General features: G+C 70.2%; 27 protein-coding genes. 10 read left to right on the top strand and 17 right to left on the bottom strand.

Annotated features, from left to right (window positions below; genetic code table 11):
• Position 1: 1 nt before the first annotated feature.
• Positions 2-661 carry an aa3-type cytochrome oxidase subunit III gene (gene ctaE, locus ACTMTF_RS01190; protein ID WP_397001174.1) on the bottom strand — a complete coding sequence of 220 codons (660 nt, stop codon included), beginning with the start codon at positions 659-661 and terminating at the stop codon, positions 2-4.
• 196 nt (positions 662-857) lie between these two features.
• Between ctaE and ACTMTF_RS01185 the strand changes: the two genes are divergently transcribed.
• Both ACTMTF_RS01185 and trpD read left to right on the top strand, forming a co-directional pair.
• On the top strand, positions 858-1,256 hold the full coding sequence (locus ACTMTF_RS01185) for a hypothetical protein (protein WP_441109809.1): 399 nt from the start codon (positions 858-860) through the stop codon (positions 1,254-1,256).
• A 9-nt stretch (positions 1,257-1,265) separates the two neighbouring features.
• Positions 1,266-2,312: an anthranilate phosphoribosyltransferase gene (gene trpD, locus ACTMTF_RS01180; RefSeq protein ID WP_441108814.1), complete on the top strand. Its 1,047-nt coding sequence runs from the start codon at positions 1,266-1,268 to the stop codon at positions 2,310-2,312.
• A gap of 91 nt (positions 2,313-2,403) precedes the next feature.
• Here trpD and ACTMTF_RS01175 read toward each other — a convergent pair whose 3' ends face one another.
• The 4 genes from ACTMTF_RS01175 to ctaC form a co-directional block, all read right to left on the bottom strand.
• Complete coding sequence (locus tag ACTMTF_RS01175; RefSeq protein WP_441108813.1) at positions 2,404-3,603, bottom strand: L,D-transpeptidase; 1,200 nt, start codon at positions 3,601-3,603, stop codon at positions 2,404-2,406.
• A gap of 137 nt (positions 3,604-3,740) precedes the next feature.
• The gene (locus ACTMTF_RS01170; RefSeq protein WP_397001180.1) at positions 3,741-4,154 is read right to left on the bottom strand and encodes a cytochrome c oxidase subunit 4; all 414 of its coding nucleotides are present in this window, start codon (positions 4,152-4,154) and stop codon (positions 3,741-3,743) included.
• A complete protein-coding gene (gene ctaD / locus ACTMTF_RS01165; RefSeq protein ID WP_397001182.1) occupies positions 4,154-5,827 on the bottom strand; it encodes an aa3-type cytochrome oxidase subunit I in 1,674 nt (557 codons plus the stop codon). The genes ACTMTF_RS01170 and ctaD overlap by 1 nt, the downstream gene beginning before the upstream one ends.
• Positions 5,824-6,606, bottom strand: coding sequence for an aa3-type cytochrome oxidase subunit II (gene ctaC / locus ACTMTF_RS01160; protein WP_441108812.1), 783 nt, complete (start codon positions 6,604-6,606; stop codon positions 5,824-5,826). The genes ctaD and ctaC overlap by 4 nt, the downstream gene beginning before the upstream one ends.
• Positions 6,607-6,806: 200 nt before the next feature.
• On the opposite strand from ctaC, the gene ACTMTF_RS01155 reads away from it, so the two are divergent.
• From ACTMTF_RS01155 to ACTMTF_RS01145, 3 genes are read left to right on the top strand one after another with little or no spacing between them, the layout of a single operon-like run.
• Positions 6,807-7,940 (top strand): cysteine desulfurase family protein, encoded by a 1,134-nt coding sequence (locus tag ACTMTF_RS01155; protein ID WP_441108811.1) that lies wholly within the window; start codon positions 6,807-6,809, stop codon positions 7,938-7,940.
• Positions 7,937-8,182: a sulfurtransferase TusA family protein gene (locus ACTMTF_RS01150; protein ID WP_397001188.1), complete on the top strand. Its 246-nt coding sequence runs from the start codon at positions 7,937-7,939 to the stop codon at positions 8,180-8,182. Before ACTMTF_RS01155 ends, ACTMTF_RS01150 begins: the two co-directional genes overlap by 4 nt.
• Before the next feature lie 50 nt (positions 8,183-8,232).
• Entirely contained in the window at positions 8,233-8,664 is a 432-nt protein-coding gene (locus ACTMTF_RS01145) for a CBS domain-containing protein (protein WP_441108810.1), read from the top strand.
• Between the two features lie 33 nt (positions 8,665-8,697).
• On the opposite strand, the gene ACTMTF_RS01140 is transcribed toward ACTMTF_RS01145, so the two are convergent.
• Together ACTMTF_RS01140 and erpA are read right to left on the bottom strand one after the other, a co-directional pair.
• On the bottom strand, positions 8,698-9,684 hold the full coding sequence (locus ACTMTF_RS01140; RefSeq protein WP_397001192.1) for a carbohydrate kinase family protein: 987 nt from the start codon (positions 9,682-9,684) through the stop codon (positions 8,698-8,700).
• Between the two features lie 125 nt (positions 9,685-9,809).
• Entirely contained in the window at positions 9,810-10,163 is a 354-nt protein-coding gene (erpA, locus tag ACTMTF_RS01135) for an iron-sulfur cluster insertion protein ErpA (RefSeq protein WP_189143288.1), read from the bottom strand.
• Between the two features lie 163 nt (positions 10,164-10,326).
• Here erpA and nadA point away from each other — a divergent pair, with 163 nt between their 5' ends.
• Positions 10,327-11,478 carry a quinolinate synthase NadA gene (gene nadA / locus ACTMTF_RS01130; protein WP_441108809.1) on the top strand — a complete coding sequence of 384 codons (1,152 nt, stop codon included), beginning with the start codon at positions 10,327-10,329 and terminating at the stop codon, positions 11,476-11,478.
• 4 nt (positions 11,479-11,482) lie between these two features.
• Here nadA and ACTMTF_RS01125 read toward each other — a convergent pair whose 3' ends face one another.
• From ACTMTF_RS01125 to ACTMTF_RS01095, 7 genes are all read right to left on the bottom strand, one after another.
• Positions 11,483-12,115 carry an SIMPL domain-containing protein gene (locus tag ACTMTF_RS01125; protein WP_441108808.1) on the bottom strand — a complete coding sequence of 211 codons (633 nt, stop codon included), beginning with the start codon at positions 12,113-12,115 and terminating at the stop codon, positions 11,483-11,485.
• 41 nt (positions 12,116-12,156) lie between these two features.
• Positions 12,157-14,607: a protein kinase domain-containing protein gene (locus tag ACTMTF_RS01120; protein WP_441108807.1), complete on the bottom strand. Its 2,451-nt coding sequence runs from the start codon at positions 14,605-14,607 to the stop codon at positions 12,157-12,159.
• Positions 14,608-14,679: 72 nt separating this feature from the next.
• A complete protein-coding gene (locus ACTMTF_RS01115) occupies positions 14,680-16,035 on the bottom strand; it encodes an alpha/beta fold hydrolase (RefSeq protein ID WP_441108806.1) in 1,356 nt (451 codons plus the stop codon).
• 25 nt (positions 16,036-16,060) lie between these two features.
• Positions 16,061-16,618, bottom strand: a complete 558-nt coding sequence (gene pspAB, locus ACTMTF_RS01110; RefSeq protein WP_441108805.1) for a PspA-associated protein PspAB — start codon at positions 16,616-16,618, stop codon at positions 16,061-16,063.
• A gap of 5 nt (positions 16,619-16,623) precedes the next feature.
• Positions 16,624-17,523: a zinc metalloprotease HtpX gene (gene htpX / locus ACTMTF_RS01105; protein WP_397001206.1), complete on the bottom strand. Its 900-nt coding sequence runs from the start codon at positions 17,521-17,523 to the stop codon at positions 16,624-16,626.
• A gap of 4 nt (positions 17,524-17,527) precedes the next feature.
• The gene (pspAA, locus tag ACTMTF_RS01100; RefSeq protein ID WP_397001208.1) at positions 17,528-17,806 is read right to left on the bottom strand and encodes a PspA-associated protein PspAA; all 279 of its coding nucleotides are present in this window, start codon (positions 17,804-17,806) and stop codon (positions 17,528-17,530) included.
• Positions 17,803-18,615 (bottom strand): PspA/IM30 family protein, encoded by an 813-nt coding sequence (locus ACTMTF_RS01095; protein WP_397001210.1) that lies wholly within the window; start codon positions 18,613-18,615, stop codon positions 17,803-17,805. Before ACTMTF_RS01095 ends, pspAA begins: the two co-directional genes overlap by 4 nt.
• Positions 18,616-18,741: 126 nt before the next feature.
• Here ACTMTF_RS01095 and ACTMTF_RS01090 point away from each other — a divergent pair, with 126 nt between their 5' ends.
• Positions 18,742-19,353: a DUF3043 domain-containing protein gene (locus tag ACTMTF_RS01090; RefSeq protein WP_441108804.1), complete on the top strand. Its 612-nt coding sequence runs from the start codon at positions 18,742-18,744 to the stop codon at positions 19,351-19,353.
• A 210-nt stretch (positions 19,354-19,563) separates the two neighbouring features.
• Here ACTMTF_RS01090 and ACTMTF_RS01085 read toward each other — a convergent pair whose 3' ends face one another.
• The gene (locus ACTMTF_RS01085) at positions 19,564-19,872 is read right to left on the bottom strand and encodes a hypothetical protein (RefSeq protein ID WP_441108803.1); all 309 of its coding nucleotides are present in this window, start codon (positions 19,870-19,872) and stop codon (positions 19,564-19,566) included.
• Between the two features lie 91 nt (positions 19,873-19,963).
• Here ACTMTF_RS01085 and ACTMTF_RS01080 point away from each other — a divergent pair, with 91 nt between their 5' ends.
• Positions 19,964-20,965, top strand: coding sequence for an aldo/keto reductase family protein (locus ACTMTF_RS01080; protein ID WP_441108802.1), 1,002 nt, complete (start codon positions 19,964-19,966; stop codon positions 20,963-20,965).
• Between the two features lie 62 nt (positions 20,966-21,027).
• Here ACTMTF_RS01080 and ACTMTF_RS01075 read toward each other — a convergent pair whose 3' ends face one another.
• On the bottom strand, positions 21,028-21,234 hold the full coding sequence (locus tag ACTMTF_RS01075; RefSeq protein ID WP_397001218.1) for a hypothetical protein: 207 nt from the start codon (positions 21,232-21,234) through the stop codon (positions 21,028-21,030).
• Positions 21,235-21,397: 163 nt separating this feature from the next.
• On the opposite strand from ACTMTF_RS01075, the gene ACTMTF_RS01070 reads away from it, so the two are divergent.
• The gene (locus ACTMTF_RS01070; RefSeq protein WP_441108801.1) at positions 21,398-22,402 is read left to right on the top strand and encodes a bifunctional adenosylcobinamide kinase/adenosylcobinamide-phosphate guanylyltransferase; all 1,005 of its coding nucleotides are present in this window, start codon (positions 21,398-21,400) and stop codon (positions 22,400-22,402) included.
• A 103-nt stretch (positions 22,403-22,505) separates the two neighbouring features.
• Here ACTMTF_RS01070 and ACTMTF_RS01065 read toward each other — a convergent pair whose 3' ends face one another.
• The gene (locus tag ACTMTF_RS01065; RefSeq protein WP_441108800.1) at positions 22,506-23,306 is read right to left on the bottom strand and encodes an ABC transporter ATP-binding protein; all 801 of its coding nucleotides are present in this window, start codon (positions 23,304-23,306) and stop codon (positions 22,506-22,508) included.
• Between the two features lie 85 nt (positions 23,307-23,391).
• On the opposite strand from ACTMTF_RS01065, the gene ACTMTF_RS01060 reads away from it, so the two are divergent.
• Positions 23,392-24,093: an aminoglycoside 3'-phosphotransferase gene (locus ACTMTF_RS01060; RefSeq protein ID WP_441108799.1), complete on the top strand. Its 702-nt coding sequence runs from the start codon at positions 23,392-23,394 to the stop codon at positions 24,091-24,093.
• The last annotated feature ends 80 nt before the right edge of the window (positions 24,094-24,173 follow it).

The raw sequence follows: 24,173 nt of genomic DNA, 5'->3' as shown, positions 1-24,173 counted from the left end.
CTTACCGAATGATGTAGATGGTCGCGAAAAGACCGATCCAGACGACGTCGACGAAGTGCCAGTAGTAGGACACGACGATCGCGCTGGTGGCCTGCTCATGCGTGAAGCGCTTCGCGGCGTACGTACGTCCCAGCATGAACAGGAACGCGATCAGTCCACCCGTCACGTGCAGGCCGTGGAAGCCTGTCGTGAGGTAGAACACCGAGGTGTAGGGGTTGGCGGACAGGGTCGCGCCCTCACTCGCCAGCTCCATGTACTCGTAGATCTGACCGGCGACGAAGACGGCGCCCATCAGGAAACTGACGATGTACCAGAAGCGAAGCTTGGCGACCTGCCCCTTCTCCGCGGCCCAGACACCGAGCTGGCACGTCACACTCGACAGCACCAGGATGATCGTGTTGACCGTCGCGAACGGGATGTTCAGGTGAGCCAGGCCCTCGGCGCCCTCAGCGGCCCCCACGGGCAAGTAGGCGGGCCCCCATTCGATGCCTTGGCCCTCGCTCACCGACCGGATGGTGAAGTACATCGCGAACAGCGCCGCGAAGAACATGAGCTCAGAGGACAGCCAGACGATCGTCCCGACGCTGACCAGGTTGGGTCTGCGGAACGGCTGTGCTGTCGTCGTCGAAGTTATTGCGGATGCTGTCGCCACGGGCAGCATTATTGCGGCTTCTCAGGTCGGTCCTTCGCACGACCCCCCGTTAGGGGGAAGAAACTTGCAGCAAGCTGGGATAATTAGGGCAAATCACCCCACCAGGGGTGACGGCCTGGGACTGCACCCCGCACCACCGGTACGATCCCAGGTGACCATACCGCTACGACCGATAGTGAGCGCGACCGTGAGCACCGACGACACGATGAGGGTCCTCGTCTACAGCGACGACGCCGCCACCCGTCAGGAGGTCCGCGAGGCGATCGGCCGGCGACCGGCCGCCGACGTCCCCTTCGTGGAGATCGTGGAGTGCGCCACCGAGCCCAAGGTCCACCAGTGGCTCGCCTCCGGCGAGATCGACGTGGCCGTGCTCGACGGCGAGACCCAGCCGGCGGGCGGCATGGGCGTCTCCCGTCAGGCCAAGGACGAGGTCTACGACTGCCCGCCCATCTGCCTGCTCATCGCCAGGCGGGACGACCGCTGGCTGGCCGAGTGGTCCAAGGCCGACGCCGTCGTCCCCCAGCCCCTTGAGCCCATCGTGCTGGCCGACACCGTCGCCGACCTGATGCGCCGCCGTTCCTCCAGCCGACTCAACGCCAAGTAGGTGCCTTCTGTGGACTCGCGGACGACCTGGCCCACCCTGCTCTCGGCTCTCCTGTCCGGGGAGCACCTGTCGGCCGACGAGACGGCCTGGGCGATGCGGGAGATCATGTCCGGCTCGGCCACCTCCGCCCAGATCGCCGCCTTCGCGGTCGCGCTGCGCGCCAAGGGCGAAACTGTGGCCGAGGTGGTGGGCCTGGCCCGCACCATGCTGGACCTGTCCACCCCGCTGCACATCGAGGGCCCGGTCGTCGACGTGGTCGGCACCGGCGGCGACCGCGCCCACACCGTGAACGTCTCGACGATGGCCGCCATCGTGGCCGCCGCCGCGGGCGCCCGCGTGGTCAAGCACGGCAACCGCGCCGCCTCCTCCTCCTGCGGCGCGGCCGACGTCCTGGAGCGCCTCGGCATCCGCCTCGACCTCACCCCCGAGCAGACGGCCCAGGTGGCCGACCGGGCCGGCATCGCCTTCTGCTTCGCCCCCGTCTACCACCCCGCCCTCCGCTTCGCCGGTCCCACCCGCAGGGAGATCGGCGTCCCCACGATCTTCAACTTCCTCGGCCCGCTGACCAACCCGGCGCGCCCCGCCGCCCAGGCCATCGGCGTCTTCGACGCCACCATGCTCCCGGTCCTGGCGGGCGTCTTCGCCGAGCGCGGCGTCTCGGCCCTGGTCTTCCGCGGCGACGACGGCCTCGACGAGCTCACCATCGCCACCACCTCCACGGTCTGGACGGTCCAGCACGGCACCGCCACCCAGACCGCCTTCGACCCGGCGGTCCTCGGCATCCCCCGGGCCGGCGCCGACGCGCTACGCGGCGGCGACGTCGACTTCAACGCCCAGGCGGTGTACGACCTCGTCCGCGGCAAGACCGGCCCGGTCCGCGACGCCGTCCTGCTCAACGCGGCGGCGGCGCTGGTGGCCCTCGACGGCCCCGGCGACGACCTCGACTCTCAGATGATCGACGGCTACGCCCGCGCCGTCCAGGCGGTCGACTCCGGCGGCGCCTCGGCGACCCTCGACCGCTGGATCGAGGTCAGCGGCTCCTTCACCGCCGCCTGACACATCATTCCGTACGACCCGCACGCGGCCCTGTCAGACCATCTCAGGGCCGCGTGGCGGGTCTCAGGAGAACAGCGCCCAGGCGGACGGGTCAGGAGGAGAAGGACAGTGTGGGGCCGCCCTTGAGCGAGCTCCACTTGAGCCACTCCTTCCAGCTCTCCTGCCAGTGCCCCCACCCGTTGGTCGGCTCCAGCTTCCGCGGCGAGCCCGTGATGACGATCGGGTCCCCGATCAGCGTGTTCTTGATGAACCAGGCCGCGTTCTCCGGGCTGATGTTGACGCAGCCGTGGCTGACGTTCGCGTGGCCCTGGGAGCCCACCGACCAGGGCGCGCTGTGCACGTACTCACCGCTGTTGGAGATGCGGACCGTGTTGTAGACGGTGAGCCGGTAGTAGCCGGCCGAGCCGGGGCCGATGCCGGGCGAGGTCATGATCGTCACTGGCTCGCGGGACATGGCCAGGTGGATGCCGGAGGTCGTGTAGTACTTCCACTGCCCGCCCTGGCCGGCGCTCATCGGCATCACCCGGACCTTCTTGCCGTCGCGCCTGACGGTCAGGACGTGCCCGTGCGTGGTGCCCTTGGTGATCTGCGAACGGCCGATCCTGAAGTCGACGGCCAGGTTGCGCTTGCCGTACATCCCCTTGCCCGCGTGCACGCCGGCGAAGTGCGCCTCGACGCGGACCTTGGTGCGGGCCGGCCAGTACTTCTTCGGCCGGAAGTCGAGATGACGGTCGTCGAACCAGTGCCAGGCCCCCTCCACGGGCTTGGAGGTGCGTACGGTGAGGTTGCGTTCGATCGCGACCCGGTCGGTGATGGGCTGGTCGAACGTGATCATGATGGGCATGCCGACGCCGACGGTATCGCCGGTCTCGTCCTTGTTCGGGGTGAGGCGCTCGACGTCGAAGGTGGTGACCGCCTTGGCGGTGGAGAAGGTGGTCGTCTGCTTCGTCTGCTTGCCCTCGGCGTTGGCCGCGACGGAGGTGACCGTGTAGGTGGCGCCGGGACGGGCGGTGCCGGTGCTGCGCCAGCGGGTACGGTCGCCGCTGAGGGTGCCGGGCAGCGCGCCCGCCTTGTCGCCGCGCACGGTGACGCTCTTGAGCGTGCCTCCGCGGACCGCCACGACCACCGGCTGGTCCGTGGGCACCTGAGCCGACTTGTCCACCGGCAGGACCGCCACAGAGGCGTCCGGAGCCTTGAGCGCCATGTTCCCCGCCCTGTCCGTGACGCCGGAGCACGCCGTCAGCACCACCAAGGCCAGCAGGCCGGCTGTTTGATACGCAACACGCCCCACGAGCAGTCCCCCGTCCGAGTCGAGCTAATTCACCTCCCTTATTACCCTCAGTGATCGAATGACCACATCCGCGCCCCGGTAAAGAACACCAAAAAACGGGCGTCCCTCTAGAAGAAGGACGCCCGTTTCGCGGAGTATCAGTGGGAGAAGTGTCCCCGGTAGTACTGGAACACGAACCCGATCATCGCGAGGATGACCAGGAACATCCCGATCAGGAACATCCAGAAGCCGATCACGAACCCGGCGAAGGCGAAGGCCGCCGCCAGGCAGACGAACAGCGGCCACCAACTGCTCGGGCTGAAGAAGCCGATCTCACCGGCTCCGTCGCTGATGTCGGCCTGCTTGTTGTCCTCCGGCTGGGCGCCGATGCGCCGCGCGGTGAACATCAGGTAGTAGCCGATCATGAACGCGAAGCCGACCGAGATGGCCATGGCGGTGGTGCCGACCGGCTCACCCGTGCCGGTGGCCGCCTTGGTCCAGAACCAGTAGGCGACGTCGACCCCGGCGAAGAACAGGCCGCACAGCAGGAACAGCCAACCCTGAACCTTCATCAGGCCTCAACCTCCACGGGGGTCTTGGCGGACACGTGCGGATACTTCATGTCGAATGCGGGACGCTCGGACCGGATCGGCGGCAGCGAGGTGAAGTTGTGCCGCGGCGGCGGGCAGGACGTCGCCCATTCGAGCGAGCCGCCGTAGCCCCAGGGGTCGTCGACGGTGACCTTGGGCGCGGTGCGCCAGGTCTTCCAGACGTTGTAGAAGAACGGCAGCGTGGAGGCGCCGAGCACGAAGGCGCCGACCGACGAGATCATGTTCAGGTCGGTGAAGCCGTCGGCCGGGCTGTAGTCGGCGTAGCGGCGCGGGAAGCCGAGCACGCCGAGCCAGTGCTGGATCAGGAACGTGGCGTGGAAGCCGATGAACAGCAGCCAGAACTGCAGCTTGCCCAGCTTGTCGTCGAGCATCTTGCCGGTGAACTTGGGCCACCAGAAGTAGAACCCGGCGAACATGGCGAACACCACGGTGCCGAAGACGACGTAGTGGAAGTGCGCCACCACGAAATAGGTGTCGCTGATGTGGAAGTCCAGCGGCGGCGAGGCCAGGATGACACCCGTCAGACCGCCGAGCAGGAAGGTCACCAGGAAGCCGATCGAGAACAGCATCGGCGACTCGAAGCTCAGATGGCCTCGCCACATCGTGCCGATCCAGTTGAAGAACTTCACGCCCGTCGGCACCGCGATGAGGAACGTCATGAACGAGAAGAACGGCAGCAGCACCTGCCCGGTCGGGAACATGTGGTGCGCCCAGACCGTGATCGACAGGCCGGCGATCGAGATCGTCGCGGCCACGAGGCTGATGTAGCCGAAGATCGGCTTACGGCTGAAGACCGGCAGGATCTCGGTCACGATGCCGAAGAACGGCAGCGCGATGATGTAGACCTCTGGATGCCCGAAGAACCAGAACAGATGCTGCCAGAGCATCGCTCCGCCGTTCTCGGGGCTGAAGATGTGGGTGCCGAACTTGCGGTCGGCCTCCAGCGCCAGCAGCGCGGCGGCGAGCACCGGGAAGGCCATCAGCACGAGCATGCTGGTGAGCAGGATGTTCCAGGTGAAGATCGGCATCCGGAACATGGTCAGGCCGGGGGCCCGCATGCAGATGATCGTGGTGATGAAGTTGACCGAGCCGAGGATCGTGCCGAGGCCGCTCAGCGCCAGGCCCATGATCCACAGGTCGCCGCCGATCCCTGGCGAGCTGATCGCGTTGGACAGCGGCGTGTAGGCGAACCAGCCGAACGAGGCCGCGCCCTCAGGGGTGAAGAAGCCCGACAGGGCGATGAGGCTGCCGAACAGGAACAGCCAGTAGCTGACCATGTTGAGGCGCGGGAAGGCCACGTCGGGGGCACCGATCTGCAGCGGCATCAGCTCGTTGGCGAACCCGGCGAACAGCGGGGTCGCGAACATCAGCAGCATGATCGTGCCGTGCATGGTGAACAGCTGGTTGAACTGCTCGTTGCTGGTGAACTGCAGCCCCGGCTGCGCCAGCTCGGCCCTCATGATCAGCGCCATGATGCCGCCGATGAGGAAGAAGATGAACGACGTGATCAGGTAGAGGTGTCCGATGATCTTGTGATCGGTGGAGGACAGCCACTTGGTGATCACCCGGCCCTTGGTGGTGGGCCTGGGCCCGGAGCCGGGCGTCGTCGAAATGGGTTCTTGGATGGCGGTCACTGGGCGCTCCCAGCCTGATTGGTCGCGATGTACTGGTCGAACTCAGCCTGCGGGACGAGCTTCACCGAGAAGAGCATGCGGCTGTGGTCGACCCCGCACAGTTCGGCGCACCGGCCGGCGTAGACGCCGGGCTTGTTCAGGGTGTCGACCTCGAAGAAACGGCCGGGGCTGTCTTCCGGGATGCCGGGGATGACGTCGCGCTTGAACAGCATCTCGGGCACCCAGAACGAGTGGATGACGTCATCGCTGTTGAGCTCGAACCGGATCTTCTTGTTCACCGGCAGCACGAGTTGGGGGCCCTGCTTGTAGTCGCTCACCGGCATGCCGGTGACCGGCTTGGTGTCCTTGCCCTGGACGGTGGTGGTGAAGCGCCAGCTCCACTGGAACGCCTCCACCTTCACCGTGACGTCAGGGTTCTTCGAGTCCGCGGTGAGCACCTCGCTGTCGCGGGCGGTGAAGAAGAAGAAGACCGACACCATGACGAGCGGCACGAGGGTGTAGAGCATCTCGATCGGCAGGTTGTAACGCACCTGCGGCGGGAGCTCGGCCTTGGCCTTGCGCTTGGTGTGGAAGAGACACGCCCACACGATCAGGGCGATGACCACGACGCCGGTGGCCAGCGCGGCGATCCACGCCCCGTTCCACAGGCTCTGGACCACGCCACCCTGCGTGGTGATGTGCTCCGGAAGGAGGCCACGGCCCAGATTGGCCTCGGGAACGTCATTAGCACACGCCGTAGCGGAGGCCAGCAGCAACGCCAGAGCGGCGGCGCGTGGCACTCTGCGACGGGCCAACGAACGCCGCGTCGAACGGCGGGTCGGACTCACGGATCGCCTACCCCACAGATGAAGCCCAGGAGTCTTCTCCTGAGCGCTCGTATTTCAAGATGGACAGCTGATTGCAGACACATTAGCGCGCAACGCCCTTGCCCTCCCGCGCGCCCCCTCAGTGGCGCGCCGCGGGTGGGACGATAGGTCTCGTGGCGTACTTTGACGCGGCCTCCACCGAGCCGCTGCACCCCCAGGCACGCGAGGCGCTCCTGGCGGCGATCGACGTCGGCTGGGCCGATCCCGCGAGACTCTACAACCAGGCCCGCCGTGCTCACCTGCTGCTGGAGCAGGCCCGCACGGAGGTCGCCGAGGCGCTCGGCGCCCGGCCCGACGAGGTGTCGTTCACCTCCTCGGGCACGCAAGCGGTGCATCTCGGCGTGCTCGGCACCCTACAGGGCAGACGGCGCGTGGGCCGTCATCTGATCACCAGCGCGGTCGAGCACTCCAGCGTGCTGCACGCGGCCGCCCTGCACGAGCGCGACGGCGGCTCGGCCGAGACCGTGGGCGTCGACCTGCTGGGGCGGGTGGATCCGGCCGTCTTCGCCGAGGCCGTCGCCCGGCCCGGCACGGCCCTGGCCTGCCTGCAGACGGCCAACCACGAGGTCGGCACCCTCCAGCCGGTGGCCGAGGTCGCCGCGGCCTGCCGCCGTGCCGGCGTACCGCTGCTGGTCGACGCGGCGCAGACGGCGGGCCGGATGCCGGTGCCCGCGGGCTGGTCGGTGCTCACCGCCAGCGCGCACAAGTGGGGCGGCCCGCCGGGCGTGGGCGTGCTCGCCGTGCGCAAGGGCACCAGGTTCCGCTCGTTCCTGCCGGAGGACGAGCGCGAGCGCCGGCGGGTGCCGGGCTTCGAGAACGTGCCGGGCATCGTCGCCGCCGCCGCGGCCCTGCGGGCGATGACGGCGGAGGCGGCTCAGGAACGCTCCAGACTCTCCGCCCTCGTCGACAGGATCCGGGAGACCGTGCCCAAGGTCGTCCCCGACGTCGAGGTGATCGGGGATCCCGTCGAGCGAGCCCCGCACATCGTGACGTTCTCCTGCCTGTACGTCGACGGCGAGGCGCTGCTCACCGAGCTGGACAAAGCGGGATTCGCGGTCTCGTCCGGAAGCTCGTGCACCGCTAGTACGCTTCGACCATCGCACGTCCTGGAAGCGATGGGCGTGCTCACACATGGCAATGTCCGGGTGTCACTGCCCAGGGGCGCTTCCGCGGCCGAGGTCGACAGATTCCTCGCCGTGCTGCCCGAGCTGGTGCGCCGAATCCGCCAGGACGCAGGAGTCACATGACAGAGACCACGCAGCCGGCACTGACGGTCGACGCGCTCGGCAAGAAGTGCCCCATCCCGATCATCATGCTCGCCGAGCGGATCAACCACGTCCCGCTCAACGCCGTGGTGTCCGTCCTGGCCGACGATCCCGCGGCCGTCACCGACGTGCCCGCGTGGTGCCGGCTGAAGTCGCACCGGCACGTCGGCTCGTACGAACTCCCCCAGGGAGGCTGGGCGATTCACGTACGGCGCAACTACTGACCCGCTGACTGGGTAGGCCCCCCGGAGACCACCGCTTTCCAGGGGGAGACATGACACACGGACACCCGCACGAGACCGCCCGCGACCTGATGAATCCGGGGGCGGAGTGCATCCAGGCCCACGAGACGCTGGACCGGGCCGCGCAGATGATGCGCGACAGCGGCGTGGGGGCGCTGCCGGTGTGCCACGACGACCGCGTGACGGGCATCATCACCGACCGCGACATCGTGATCAAGTGCGTGGCCGGGGGCAAGGACCCCGCGCGGGTGCGCGCCGGCGACCTGGCAACGGGGCTGGTGTGGGTACGCCCCGACGCCACGGTCGAGGAGGCGCTCTCGCGCATGGAGCAGCACCAGATCAAGCGGCTGCCGGTGCTGGAGGACGAGCACGTCGTGGGCATGATCAGCGAGGCGGACCTCGCCAGGCACCTGCCGGACGACCAGCTGGCCGAGTTCGTGCACCGGGTCTACGCCGGCCCGTGACCCCGCCGTGGCGGGGGCACGGGGGTGCGCCGGTCAGGGGTGGTAGCAGCGGACGTGGTCGGCGATCTGCGCGGCGGCCTCTTTCCCGTAGGCGGCGCTGAAGCGCTCCATGAAGGCCCGCTGGCCGAGCTCGTACTCTTGGCCGCCGACGCGCTCGAGCACGTGCGTGGCGGTCAGGTTGCCGATCTGGCCGCACCGCTCCAGCGGCATGTCCCAGGCCAGACCGGCCAGGAAGCCGGCCCGGAAGGCGTCGCCGACGCCGGTCGGGTCGGCCTTGCCATTCTCGGGGGCGGGGGCCACGTGGATGGACGGCTCGCCCTGGCGGTCGATGACGGCGCCCTTGGGGCCGAGCGTGGTGACCCGGACGCCGACCCGGCTCAGCACCTCCTCGTCGGACCAGCCGGTCTTCTGCTCGATGAGGCCCTTCTCGTAGTCGTTGGAGAACAGGTAGGCGGCCCCGTCGACGAGCTGACGGATCTGCTCGTCCCCCATCCGCGCGAGCTGCTGGGAGATGTCGGCGGCGAACGGGATGCCGCGGTGACGGCACTCGTCGGTGTGCCGGAGCATGCCGTCGGGGTCGTTGGGGCCGATCAGCACCAGGTCGAGGCCGCCCGCCCGGTCGGCGACCGGCTGCAGCTCGATCAGCCGCGCCTCGGCCATCGCGCCGGTGTAGAAGGAGGCGATCTGGTTGTGGTGCTCGTCCGTGGTGCACAGGAAACGGGCGGTGTGCTGGGTCTCGGAGACGTGCACCGAGTCACAGTCGACGCCGTGCCTCTCCAGCCAGGAGCGGTAGTCGGCGAAGTCGTTGCCGACCGCCCCCACCAGAAGCGGCTTCAGCCCCAGGCAGGCCATGCCGAAGGCGATGTTGGCCGCGCAACCTCCGCGACGGATCTGCAGGTCGTCGACCAGGAACGAGAGCGACACCCGGTCCAGTTGCTCGGCGATCAGCTGGTCGCCGAAACTGCCGGGAAAGGTCATCAGGTGGTCTGTCGCGATGGAGCCGGTGACGGCGATGCGCACGGGATTCTTCTTCCTCGTTGTCAGCAAGCCAATGAGCCCCAAGAGAATACGCGAAGGTCCCGCCCGCACAAAGGCGGAACGGGACCTGCGAGGCAACCGCTGCCGGGCGACCCCGGCGACTCCGACTAGTTGAAGGAGTCGCCACAGGCGCACGAGCCGGTGGCGTTCGGGTTGTCGATGGTGAAGCCCTGCTTCTCGATCGTGTCGACGAAGTCGATCGAGGCGCCCATCAGGTAGGGGGCGCTCATCCTGTCGGTGACCACGCCCACGCCGCCGAAGTCCGTCACCACGTCACCGTCCATCGAACGGTCGTCGAAGAAGAGCTGGTAACGCAGCCCGGAGCAGCCGCCAGGCTGCACGGCCACGCGCAGCTGCAGGCTCTCCTCGCCCTGCTGCTCGAGCAGGCTCTTGACCTTCGCGGCGGCCGCTTCGGTCAGGATCAGGCCCTGCGTCGTGGTCTCGCTGCTCTCAACCGTCATCTGCTGACTCCCTAACCCGGCTGTCTGTTTCCGACGTCCTGCTATGACGCTACCAACACCCGGCCGGTGCTACACATTCCTCCCTCCCCCCACCCCCGGAATAAATCCCTGAGGCCATATGTCATCATGAGTATCGTCAGTTAGACGATAAGGGGGTACGGCCATGGCTACCCAGACTGGGCTGCCGCTCTTCGTCCTCGGCCAGGGCGCCGATCCGCACAGCGAGAAAGGCGTGGACTGTCCCGGCGAGCTGCCACCCGCCTCCGACCCGGACCTGGTGGACCGGGCACGCAGGGCCAAGCAGGCGCTCGGCGACCGGCTGTTCGTGCTGGGCCACCACTACCAGCGCGACGAGGTCATCCAGTTCGCCGACGTGACCGGCGACTCCTTCAAGCTCGCCCAGCAGGCCGCCGCCAGGCCGGAGGCCGAGTACATCGTCTTCTGCGGCGTGCACTTCATGGCCGAGTCCGCCGACATCCTGACCACGCCCGCGCAGAAGGTCATCCTCCCGGACCTGGGCGCGGGCTGCTCGATGGCCGACATGGCCACCTTCGACCAGGTCGAGGAGTGCTGGGAGGCCCTGGAGGATGCGGGCCTGGCCGACCAGGTGATCCCGGTCACGTACATGAACTCCAGCGCCGACATCAAGGCCTTCTGCGGCCGGAACGCCGGCGTGGTGTGCACCTCCTCCAACGCCAAGCGCGCCCTGGACTGGGCCTTCGAGCAGGGCCAGAAGGTGCTCTTCCTGCCGGACCAGCACCTGGGCCGCAACACCGCGGTGCTGGACATGGGCATGTCGCTCGACGACTGCGTGGTGTGGAACCCGCACCGCCCCAACGGCGGGCTCACCCAGGAGCAGCTGGAGCGGGCGCGGGTGATCCTGTGGAAGGGCCACTGCTCGGTGCACGGCCGCTTCACCCCCGAGTCCGTGGACGACGTACGCAGCCGTATCCCCGGCGTCAACGTGCTGGTGCACCCCGAGTGCCGGCACGAGGTGGTGCTGAAGGCCGACCACGTGGGCTCCACCGAGCACATCATCAAGACGCTCCAGGCAGCGCCCGCGGGCTCCAGCTGGGCCATCGGCACCGAGCTGAACCTGGTCAAGCGGCTCGCCCAGATGTTCCCCGACAAGAACGTTTCGTTCCTGGACAAGACCGTCTGCTACTGCTCGACCATGAACCGTATCGACCTGCCGCACCTGGTGTGGGCGCTGGAGTCGCTGGCGCTCGGCGAGGTCGTCAACCAGATCACGGTCGACGACGACACCGCCCACTGGGCCAAGGTCGCCCTGGACCGGATGCTCGCCCTCGCCTGACTCCTCAACCGAACCGGTAGCCGACCCGGACGACGACCGTCAGCGTCTGTCGTCCGGGGCTGACCGAGCCCGTGTCCTCCATCGCGGCGGCCACCCGGAGCGGCTGCGGCCCCTGCTCGACCTCCTCGCTCACCGAGACGACGCCGCCGAGCTCCCGCCCGGCCAGCTCGGCGTACTGGGCGGCCTTGGCGGCGGCGTCGGCGAACGCCCGGTCCCTGGCCCGCCTGAGCACCGCGGCCGGGTCGGACACCTCGAACGCCACCCCGTTCAGCCTGGCCTCCTCGCCCACCCCGGCGACCACGTCGATGACCTGGTCGGCCCGCGCCAGGTCGCGGATCACGGCCTCGACGCCCTGGGCCGCGCGGTAGGCGGACACCTTCGGGTAGGCCTCGTACTCGGGGCCGAGCGACAGCTCGGTGGTGCGCAGGTCCTCGCCCGCGATCCCGGCCCCGCGCAACGCCTCGGTCAACCGGGCGGCGGCAGCCCTGACCTCGGCGAACGCCTCGGCGGCGGACCGCCTGCGCACCTCGACGCCCGCGTGCAGCCGCATGACGTCCGGCGGGGCCGCGACCGCGCCCTCGCCGACGACGGTGATGTCCGTGTGGCCGGTGCTGCCGGTACTCCCGGTGCTCTCCACGTCGACTCCTTCGCTGGGCCCTTGGCGGTGCCTGTCCCGATCTAAGGCGTACCTCTGCTGAACCGGAATGCCATCGTGTCGAACTCCGCCCGCTTCGGCGCGGTCGCCAGCACGCGGACGACCTTGCCGGTCAGGTCGATCACGACCGCCTCACGGCCAGTGCCCTTGGCCCGCCAGACGGCCAGGTGCTCCTCGTCCCACCAGCCGATCAGCCGGTCGCTGGCGAACGGCACGGCCCTGGACTCGGAGTCGTCACCCGAGGTGGACCGCAGGCAGATCGTCGCGCGCGTCGTCGTGCAGTGGGTGAGGAACCGGCTGCCGGACGGGGAGACGTCGTCGCCCTCCACCCACACCGGACTGCCCACGTTCGACAGCGTACGCAGTTCCTTGCCGTTCAGGTCGTAGAACTTCATCTTGCCCCCGACCCAGGTGCCGACCGCCTGGCCGTCGGCGTCCCAGAAGAAGCGCCACTCACCCGCGCCCTTCTCCTTGACCCGGAAGGTGCGCGCGGTGCCCGCCTCCACGTCGACGATGCCGAAGCCGTACTCGACGCTCTCGCCCTTGCCTTCGGGGGAGGTGTACAGGGTGACGAGGGCCTGCTCGCCGTCGGGCGACCAGCGCGGCGTGGTGGGGAAGATCGGGGAGGCGCTGACCTTGATGGCGCGCTTGGTGCCCGCCCGGTGGTCGATGACCGACAGCAGGGCGTGCTTGTCCGTGCTGTAGTCCACGTCCGTGCCGAGCGCCTGGGTGCCGTCGTCGTTCAGCGCGTACTCGAAGTAGCGGGTCTCGGCCGTGAAGACGTCCGTGCCAGGCCGCCTGACGTAGAGGTTCTTTCCGCTGTTCATGCTGTACGAGGCCAGCTTGAGCGGGTCGGAGTCCCGTTCCTCGAACCGCACCCCGCTGCCCCGCAGCCTGATCGTGGTGGTGGTCGACGCGGGGGTCGGGGTCGGGGTGGGCGTGGGGCTCGGCGTCGGGGAGGTGGACGAGGACGTGACGGTGGGCGTCGGCGTCGGGGTGGACCCCGAACTGGCGATGATCCGCGTCGTGACGAACGCGCCGGCGACCACCAGCACCAGCACGCCGGCCACGGCGACGGCGGCGATCCACCCGCCGGCGCCCCTGCGTTCCGGCCGGGGCCGCTGGTATAACGGGCGGGCGTGCGCGGGCGGCGGCGGGCCGTGCCCCTGCCACCCGCCAGGACCGGCGGCGGCCGCGCTGCCCTGCTGCAACAGTCCAGCAGGGGTCCCCGTGCCGGGTGCCCCACCCGCCTGGTCGGACCCCCACTGAGTGAACAGCGCCCCGCCACCGGGCACCGTGCCACCCCCACCGGGTGGGTTGCCACCTCCACCGGGCCCCACCCCACCCCACGGCGACGCGTCCCCTCCATGGCCCGACGAGACCGCTCCAGGACCGGACGCCGGCCCTCCCGACGGGTGCCCCATCCTCACCGGACCGGACGCCCCTCCCGGACCGTGCCCCATCCCCACCGGACCCGACCCACCTCCCGGACCGTGCCCAGCCCCTACCGGACCCGGCGCACCCCCGGATGCGTGCCCACCCCCCACAGGGCCGGACGCGCCCGCGGCACCGGCCGGGGCTGAGCCGCCGGGCGGGGCTGGGGCGCCGGCGTCCGGGCCGGGCAAGGGGACGCCCGGTCCGGGGGTGAAGCCGTCCTGTACGGGCGCGTGGCCGAGCAGGCGCATCAGGGCCTGGCTCGCCGACGGCCGCCGGGCGGGGTCCTTGTTCAGGCAGTCCGCCACCAGCGAGCGCAGCCCCAGGTCCTCGACCACCCTGACGTCCGCCTCGCCGTGCAGGATCCGGTTGATCACCGCCGGCAGGCTGTCCTGCCCGAACGGGGTCTGCCCGGAGGCGGCGAACAGCAGCGTGCAGGCCCAGGCGAACATGTCCGACGCCGGGCCGGGGCTCGCCTCGGTGAGCTGCTCGGGCGCCATGAACGAGGGGGTGCCGATCGCGCTGGCGGTCAGCGTGGAGGTCAGGTCGAGCGCTCTGGCGATGCCGAAGTCGATGACCCTAGGCCCGTCCGAGGCGAGCAGCACGTTGGACGGCTTGAAGTCGCGGTGCACGATGCCGGCCTGGTGGATGGCGACCAGCGCGGTGACCGTGCCGATGGCCAGCCGGTGCAGCGACGTGCCCGAGCGCGGCCCCTGCGTCCTGACCACGTCGGTGAGGGTGGGCCCGTCGATGTACTCGCTGATGATGTACGGCCGGCCGTTGAACAGCCCGGTCTCGACGACCTGGGCGGTGCAGAACGGCGCGACCCGCCTGGCCAGCTCCACTTCGCGGACGAACCGGACCGACGCCTCGTGGTCACCCGCGAGGTCGGCGCGCAGCAGCTTCACCGCCACCCTGTGCCCGTTCGGGGCCGAGGCGAGGTAGACGGTGCCTTGCCCGCCCTCCCCCAGGCGATCGGTCAGGGTGTAGGCCCCCACCGAGGCTGGGTCCCCTGGACGCAGGGGCGCGAGGTCCGGCATGTACATCCCCCATATTTCGCTGCTTTTCCCGACATTCTGGTGGCTGGCGCGCGTTCGCGTCATGTCTTCGGCCTACACCGCGTCGGCGATGGCGTCGGCGACGTGGAGCCGCGCCTGGAAGCGCGAGGCAGGCAGCGGAACGAGCCTGGCGTTGAGCTCCTCGGCCAGCCTCTTGAGGCAGCCGCGCCGTACATTCGTGCACAGCACGGTCACCGGCACGTCGGGAAAGGCGTGCTCGGTCCTGATCCGGCGCAGGTCGGCGGCCATGCCGGGGCGCGCCAGCCACTCCCCCACGGTGGCGGCCAGGACGCGGCCCTTGCGGTAGAGGCCGTGGGTGTCGGCACGGCCGCAGAGCAGCCGGTGCAGGGGCGGCCCGGCGATCCGGGCCAGCGCCGTCGCCCCCCACGTACCGCCCAGCGCGGGCAGCCACCCGCCGAACGCGCCGCGGAACGACGTGCCGTCGCGCCCACGCCGGGTGTCGCAACTCGGGTCCACGAGCACGAGCGCGGACACGCGCAGCGGATGCAGCCGGGCGAACGCCTCGGCGTGCCAGGCGGCCATCGCGTGCGCGATGACGGTGACCCGCTCGGGATGGGCGGGAGCCAGCGCGGCGAGCCTGGCCACCTCGCCGTGCAGGGTGGGCGGAACGGGCGAGGCGGGGCTGAGCCCGAGCCCCGGCCGGTCGAACCTGATCACCCGGTGCCCGCTCGCCAGCTCCGCCGCGACGCCGTCCCAGTGGCACCAGGCCGCGGCGGCGCCCGCGGCGATCAGCACGGCGGGCCCCTCTCCCTCCCGCACCACGTGCAGCGGGCCGGGCACCAGCGTGGGAGCGTCGCGGACGAGCAGCCGGAGCGCCACGTACACCAGCCACACCGCGATCAGCGTCACCTGCAGGCGCTGCGCCAGCCCGGCCAGCTGACCGGCGGCCACGGCGGCGACGGACAGGACGGTGAGCAGCCCGGTGAGGCCCGTGACCAGCCAGGCCACCCGTGTCCGCCAGCGTCCGCCCAGCAGCACCATGGCGGTCAGCACGGCGGCGGTGGCCAGCACGCCGGTCACGATGTGGACGTGGTGCGACAGCGACACCGGCCCCAGCGAGCAGGCCGGGGCGCTCAGCGCCGCGCAGTCCAGCGGGAACGCGCCGCCGGCGACGGTGAGCAGGCCGAAGGCCGCCAGCGCCAGCCAGCCCGGCCATTCGCGCTCGATCCTGGGCACCATCGCCACCCCGGCCAGGCACGCCAGGCCGGACAGCACGTCGCTGGCCCTGAACAGGCGCGTCCAGGGCTGATCGCGCGCCGCCAGCTCGCCGACGTATCCGTGCGCCCTGTCGACCGCCGGCGTGGTGAACTGGCCGGTGATCCACGCGCAGTACAGCACGGCCGACGCGATGAACGCGGAAGCCGCGAGCACGTACAATCTTCGCTCCACGTGATGATTACATCACCGTGGGCCATCAGAGTCCGGGAGCGCCCCAGACGGGGAACCAGCGGCTGAGGTCCTCCTCCAGCGGAAGCTCGTCCGCCAGCGCTCCCCGGGCCTGCAGTTCCAGGGCGTTGTCGCGCATCTGCCCGGACAGCGGGGCGAACGGGTAGAACGTGCCCCGCTTGTAGAGGTAGACGATGGCCAGCCGCCTGCCGTCGACGTCGGCGAACGACACCATCGAGCACAGCAGCGACGGCCCGAACCCGGCTCCCTCCAGCGAGGAGTTGACCGCGTGCAGCTCCGTGACCAGGTCCGAGACCTGGTCGGGGGCACGCCGCACCTCCAGCCAGGTGTAGCCGTAGCTGTCGGTGAACTCCTCCACGCGGCCGCCGAGCAACTGTTTCACGTCGCTCTCCAGCGTGGCGAAGGCGCCGCCCTCGGCCGCCCTGAAGGCCACCGAGCCGTTGCCGGTGGGCTGGAGCCCGGTGGCCGCCTGCAACGTCACCGCCGCGGAGGGCAGCGCGAACAGCGCGTCGAGGTTGGGTGGAACCGGTTTGGAGCGGCCGAGGATGGCATCGAGCCAGCCCATGGTGGTCAGCCCCTTCCGAGTTGGTGTGAGATCTGCGTGAGCTGCTCCAGGCGCCGGTCGAGCGGCGGATGCGTGGCGAACAGGTTCGCCAGCGTCTCGCCCTTGGCCAGTGCCGGGGCGAAATAGAAGGCGTTGAAGGGCTCGGCCTCACGCAGGTCGCGGGTCGGGATCCTGGCCATCTCGCCGGAGATCTTGACCAGTGCGCTGGCCAGGGCGGACGGCCGCTGGGTGAGCAGTGCGCCGGCCCGGTCCGCGGCCAGCTCCCGATAGCGCGACAGGGCCCGGGTGAGCAGGAAGCTGATCGCGTACACCAGCACCGAGACCAGCATGACGATCACGCCGATCGGCAGCCCGCCCTGGCCGTTGGAGCGGCGGCCGCCGAGGCCGGTGTAGAGGGCCACCCTGGTCATCAGGCCGGCGACGATGCCGAGGAACGACGCGATCGTCATCACGGCCACGTCGCGGTGCGCGACGTGCGACAGCTCGTGAGCGAGCACGCCCTCGAGCTCGTGCGGCTCCAGGCGGCGCATGAGGCCGGTCGTGACGCAGACGACGGCCTTCTTCTGATTGCGGCCGGTGGCGAAGGCGTTGGGGACGTCGGACCGCGCGATCGCCACCCGCGGCTTGGGCATGTCGGCCAGCGCGCTCAGCCGATCGATCAGGCCGTGCAGCTCGGGGGCCTCCTGCGGCGACACCTCCCGGCCGCCCATCGCGTACAGGGCGATGCGGTCGGACAGGAAGTACTGCGCGAGCAGCAGGACCCCCGCGATCAGCAGCACGGCCACCGCCCGGACGCCCAGGGCGACGAGAGCTCCGACGAACACGACGTACAGCAGTCCGAGCAGGAACATCGTCACGACCATGCGACGGGTCAGACCCCGGTCGGCCGCGAAGCGCGAGCGCACGGGCTCAGCCCGGGATCAGGCCCTGGTCGCCCAGCATCTCCCGGACCTCCTGTATCGAGGCGTCCGCGGGGGGAAGGATCAGCTCTGACGGCTCAAGGCTGTCGTCCGGCAGGGACTTGCCCACGTGGCGAACCTTGTCGAGCAGCGCGTGCAGCTTGACCCGGAAGGCCTTCTCGTCGTCGGACTCGATCGCCGCCTCAAGCTCGGTGTCGAGCTCGTTGAGGACGGAGATGTCGTTGGGCGAGATCTCCACCTGGCCTTCGCCCATGATGCGTATGATCACGCGCCCTCCCCCGGCTGGCGCAGCTGCTGCGTCTGCTGGTTGGGCTGGGCCTGCTGCTGGGGCTGCTGCTGGGGCTGCCCCTGCTCGATGGCGCTCTTGGGCGCGGGGCCCTGGCCGAGCTCGGACTTCATCCGGGCCAGCTCCAGCTCGACGTCCATGCCGCCACCCATGCGGTCGAGCTCGGCCTGGATGTCGTCGGTGCGGCTGCCGCTGTAGTCGTCGAGCGCGCCGCTGGCGAGCAGCTCGTCGATGGCGCCGGCGCGGGCCTGCATGTTGGCCGTCTTGTCCTCGGCGCGCTGGATCGCCAGGCCGACGTCGCCCATCTCCTCGGAGATGCCGGAGAAGGCCTCGTTGATGCGCGTCTGCGCCTCGGCCGCGGTGTAGGTGGCCTTGATCGTCTCCTTCTTGGTCCTGAAGGAGTCCACCTTGGCCTGCAACCGCTGGGAAGCCGTGGTGAGCTTCTCCTCCTCGGCCTGCAGGTTGTCGTGCTGCACCCTCAGGTCGGCGATCTGCGTCTGCAGGTTGGAGCGACGCTGGAGCGCCTCGCGCGCGAGGTCCTCCCGGCCGACGGACAGCGCCTTGCGGCCCTGCTCCTCGTAGCGCTTGCCCTGCTGCTCAAGACCGTTGATCTGCAGCTCTACACGTTTGCGAGAGGTGGCGACGTCCGCCACTCCGCGACGCACCTTCTGCAGCAGCTCAAGCTGCCGCTGGTAGGAGTAGTCGAGGGTCTCGCGTGGATCCTCCATTTTGTCCAGGGCCTTGTTGGCCTTGGACTTGAAGATCATTGAAAGTCTCTTCATCACGCTCATGCGCGTCGGCCGTCCCCTTCTTAGGTCGTGCTGTGTTTCACCCAGTGCAGCCCAGCCGCCTTGGGATTACCCTACGCATAACGCACGTGGGCGTCACTAAGTTGCACTACAGGTAGGGTTGACGTCGTGTTGCGACGCCGTTCCCAAACCTCCGTGGACGACACCCCCGTCCCCATTGACGATCCTAAGCCCCAGGGTAAGGGTCGTCCCACTCCCAAGCGCAGAGACGCCGAGAGCAGGCGGCGCCAGCCCGTCAGCGCTCCCAAGGACCGCAAAGAGGCCTATCGCTCGATGCGCGCCAAGCAGGCCGCCGAGCGGGACCGGGCCCGCAGGGGCATGCTCGCCGGTGACGAGCGTTATTTCCCCGCTCGTGACAAGGGTCCCGCGCGTAAGTTCGCCCGCGACTGGGTCGACTCCCGCCGCCTGCCGAGCCAGTACTTCCTGCCTTTCTCGCTGCTGATCCTGGTGGCCACCTGGGTTCCGTGGCCGCCGGCCATCCGCGTCCAGGTGCTCAACGGCGTGATCGTGTTCGGCTGGCCGGTCATGATGGTCGGCGTGCTGTTCACCTCCATCTACGTCTCCTGGAAGATCAAGAAGGAGGTGGCGGCGAAGATGCCGGCCGAGAGCCTCAAGGGCGTGGGCTTCTACGCCGCGATGCGCGCCCTGCAGATCCGCAAGCTGCGCTTCCCGCCGCCCGCGGTGCTGCCCGGCGGCAAGCCGGTGCCGCCGAAGAAGTAGGCCGGGAGGCCGCCACCGGCCGGGCGACCGCCCGCCGGTGCCTTCGACCTGCCCCAGCGCAGCACACCCGAGCTCGACGGTGGACTCATCCACCGTCGAGCTCTTCGTCATGCTTCGGTCCCAGCGGTCGCCGAAGGCGGATCGGTTCCCTTCAGGGACGGCGGAAGGCCCGACGCCGGCGCTCGTGGGCGCGGCTCGCCTCGGATGCGCTCAGCGGCCAGGCTCGTCGGCGTAGCGGATCTCCAGCGTGCGCTCCCCGGTGCGGACGACGTCGTGGACCGGGGCGTCCAGGATCGTCATCGGGGTTCTGACGGACTGGCCGGGCCAGAACCCGGCCCCGAGGAAGGCCAGCGCCGCCAGGACGGCCACCGTGCCGGCCACGAGCACCCCGCGCGGGCCCAGGCGCGGCGGCGGCGCGGGAGCGGGCCGGGCGCCGGTCAGGCGCGCGCGACGGCGCAGGCGTACGGCGATCGCCAGCAGAACGGCGGCGGTGAGCCCCATCCGGACGAGATTCGGCACGGGCCGACCCTATCGCTCGCCCTATACGGATGATCTCCCGGTGGAGAACCCCGGTCTCCGGAAGACCACAAGGGCCTCTAAGGTCGGATGTATGGAATTCCGTCACCTCGGCCGCAGCGGTCTCATGGTCAGCGAGATCAGCTACGGCAACTGGCTCACTCACGGCTCCCAGGTCGAGGAGGACGCCGCCAAGCAGTGCGTGCGGGCGGCTCTCGACGAGGGCATCACCACCTTCGACACCGCCGATGTCTACGCGGGCACCAAGGCCGAAGAGGTGCTCGGCCGGGCGCTCCAGGGCGTCCGCCGGGAGTCGCTGGAGATCTTCACCAAGGTCTACTGGCCGACCGGCGATGGCCCCAACGACCGCGGCCTGTCGCGCAAGCACATCACCGAGTCCATCAACGGCTCCCTGCGCCGCCTGCGGACCGACTACGTCGACCTCTACCAGGCCCACCGCTACGACAACGAGACGCCGCTGGAGGAGACGCTCAAGACCTTCGACGACCTCGTCCGCCAGGGCAAGGTGCTGTACGTCGGCGTGAGCGAGTGGACGGCCGGTCAGATCGCCCAGGCACTGAAGATCGCCGACGAGATGGGCTTCGACCGCATCGTGTCCAACCAGCCGCAGTACTCGATGCTGTGGCGGGTCATCGAGGGCGAGGTCGTGCCGCTGAGCGAGCGTGAGGGGCTCGGCCAGCTCGTCTTCTCGCCGATCGCGCAGGGAGTGCTCACCGGCAAGTACCTGCCCGGCCAGGCCCCGCCCCAGGGCTCCCGGGCGACCGACGCGGCCGGCGGCGCCGACATGATCGCCCGTTTCATGACCGACGAGGTGCTGTCCCGGGTGCAGGAGCTCAAGCCCATCGCGGCCGACCTCGGCCTGTCGATGGCGCAGCTCGCCGTCGCCTGGGTGCTGCAGAACCCGAACGTCTCCAGCGCCATCGTCGGCGCCTCCCGGCCCGAGCAGGTGCACGACAACGTCAAGGCGGCGGGCGTCAAGCTCGACGCCGAGGTGATGCGCCGCATCGACGAGGCGATCGCCCCGATCGTGGAGCGCGACCCCGCCAAGACCGTGAGCCCGGCCAGGCGCGCCTGACCTTCCCCTTACGGCAGAGAACCCCTTGAGCCACAACGGCGCTCAAGGGGTTCTCGCACATTTCACTCCTGCCGCAATGACAATCCCGTGTATTCGACCCGCTCCTCATCGAGCAGCGCCACCCGTTCAACACCGGATTCGAGCAGCTCACGCCAGTTTTCGCCGATCCAGGACTCCGCGTCGGCCTGGCTCGGGAAAACCTCTCGCGGCAAAGGCGGATCCGTCACCTCACCACCATTTGCATTCTCATAACGCCACCGCCATGTCATGCCATACGCTCCTTTTCCGCGGGCTCACCGGCGCACCCTTTCGGGCCCCTGGAACCGTTCACCATGCCCAAGGATCTCAGTGATTCGCCCCGTGCGGGCGAAGGTCCCGCTCCACGGCCCCCGCCGCACCGCCGCGGCCGGCATTGTTTGTACGCTCGGCGCGGTGAAAGTGCTTCTCACCGGTACGGCAGGCGGCACGGGCTGGCCCGAGCCGGGGTGCCCCTGTGCCTCCTGCGCCGTCCGCGACGGCGAAGGTCCGTGGCGGCGGCCCTTCGGGGCGGTCGTCGACGACACGGTGCCGTTCCCGGCCGGCGACCTGCCGGACGGCTACGCGCCCCATGCCGGCGGCTTGGGGCTGACGACCCCCGACGGGTCCAGGCTGCTGTACGCGCCCGCGGGGCCGGAGCCGCCGGCGGACGGCCCGGCCTACGACGTGGTGCTGATCGACCTGCTGGAGCGGCCCGAGCGGCTCGGGTCACTGCGGCGGGCGGGGCTGGTGAACGGGCGCACCCACGTGGTCGCCGTGGGCCTGGACCACCGGATCAGGTCCGAGAAGGAGCTGGCGAGACGGCTGCGGATGTGGGGCGCGGGGGCCGTACCGGACGGGACCTCGCTCGACACGGGCCGCCCGCCGCCGCCCCCCGCCGCGCAACCGCGGCGGGCGCTGCTGCTCGGCGGGTCCCGCTCCGGCAAGTCCGCCGAGGCCGAGCTGCGCCTGGCGGCCGAGCCGTACGTCACCTACGTCGCCACCGGGCCCGGCAGCGAGGGGGACGCGGAGTGGGCGGCGCGGGTGCGCGCCCACCGGGAGCGCAGGCCCGCGCACTGGGCGACGGCGGAGACCACCGACCTGGCCGAGACGATCCGCAGCGCCACGACGCCGCTGCTGATCGACGGCCTCGGCACCTGGCTGGCGGCGGTGTTCGACGAGCACGGCGCGTGGGAAGGCGACCGCGCCCCCGTCGACAGGCGCTGCGACGCGCTCGTCCAGGCGTGGCGCAGCGCGCCGGGGCGCGTCGTGGCCGTCTCCGACGAGGCCGGCATGGGCGTGGTGCCGGCGACGGCCGCCGGACGGCTGTTCAGGGACGCCCTCGGCAGGCTGAACGAGCGTCTCGCCGCCGAATCGGAGTATGTGGCCCTCGTGGTCGCCGGCCGCCCCACGCGCCTCTGAGCGTACGTCTCAGCCCCGCCACGCCCGCCGGCCGACCACGCGGGACCGGCGAGGTCCGTCAGCGCGCCGCCCACCCGGCCGGCAGGAGAACGGGCTCAGCGGATCAGGGGCGGGCGGCGCGGGCGTACCAGCGGCCTTCCACGCGGTCGACGCGGAGCGGGAGGCCGAAGCACTCGGACAGGTTGTCGGGGGTGAGCACCTCGGCCACCGGACCGGCGGCGAGCACGCGGGCGTCGCCCATGAGCATCGCGTGCGTGGTGGTCGCGGGCACCTCCTCCAGGTGGTGCGTCACCGTCACCGTGGTGAGCACGGGCCTGGTCGCGGCCAGGTTCTCGACGGCGGAGATGAGGTCCTCGCGGGCCGGCAGGTCGAGTCCGGCGAACGGCTCGTCCAGCAGCAGCACGGCCGGATCGGCCATGAGCGCCCTGGCCACCCTGATCCTGGCCCGCTCGCCCTGGGAACACACCCGGAAGGGCCGCTCGGCCAGATCCTTGCAGCCGAGGTCGGCGAGCAGGCGCAGCGCCCGCTCCCGCTCGGTCTCCCCGTACTTCTCCCAGATCGGGGCACTCGTCGCGGTGTGCCCGGTGAGCACCACGGTGTGCGCGCTCGCCCCCTCCTCCTCCATCAGCTCCTCGTCGATCAGGCGCTGGCTGGACGCGACCAGGCCGATGTGCCGCCGCAGCTCACGCAGATCGACCCGGCCGAGCCGGTGGCCGAGCACGGTCACCGCACCCACGGTGGGGTGACGCACCGCGGCGGCCAGCGACAGCAACGTCGTCTTGCCCGCGCCGTTCGGACCGAGAACGGCCCAGTGGTCGCCGTAGCCCACCCGCCAGTCGATCCCGTCCAGCAGCGTCTTGCCGACGACCCGGACCCCTACGCCTTCGAGTTCAAGCACGTGCATCCGGCCACCCTAGCGAGTCCGGGCGGGTGCATCCGGCCACCAGGGCAGGCCCGTAGGATCGACCGTTATGCAGCTTCCTGGGCGCTTGTTCGATCTGTTCGGTGAGCATGCCGTCTGGTCGGACGACCACGAGGGCATGAGCGGCGAGACCCTGCGGGTCACCAGCCACACGGGGGCCTTCTACCTCAAGCGGGGCCCGGTGGCGGTGGCCGAGCACGAGCGGCTGCTGTGGCTCAAGCGCTGGCTGAGCGTGCCCGACATCGCGGCGTTCGAGGGCGACACGCTGGTGCTGGCCGACGCGGGCTGGCGCAGCCTCGAACGCAGGACGCCGACCGACGCCGGGACCGTCATGGGGACCGTGCTGCGCGCGCTGCACGACGTGCCCGCGGCGGAGTGCCCGTTCGACGAGCGGCTGGACGTCAAGCTGGCCAGGGCCGCCGGGCGGGTCCGCGACGGGCTGGTGGACACCGCCGGCTTCGACGACGACCACACCGAGCTCACCCCGGAGGGGATCCACCGGCGGCTGGTCGCCGAGCGGCCCGTCACCGAGGACCTGGTCGTCACGCACGGCGACTTCACCCCCGCCAACGTGCTCGCCTCCCCCGCCGGTGAGCCCGTCCTCCTGGACGTGGGCGCGCTGGGCGTGGCCGACCGCTACGTGGACCTGGCCGTGGCACTGCGCGAGCTGCCGGGCCCCGCCGCCGACGGCTTCCTGACCGCGTACGGCCTGGCCGAGGTCGACCAGCGGAAGCTGGACTACTACCGGCTGCTGGACGAACTGTTCTGATGCGCCCGCACCACCCCACGTCCGGCCCGGCGCGAGTTCCGTTCCCCGGGCCGCTTGCCGCTGCCGTACGCGCCGCGTCC

Origin of the sequence: Nonomuraea sp. ZG12 (assembly GCF_052068115.1) — a bacterium.
GTDB lineage: Bacteria > Actinomycetota > Actinomycetes > Streptosporangiales > Streptosporangiaceae > Nonomuraea.
This window is presented reverse-complemented; position numbering and strand designations above follow the sequence as displayed.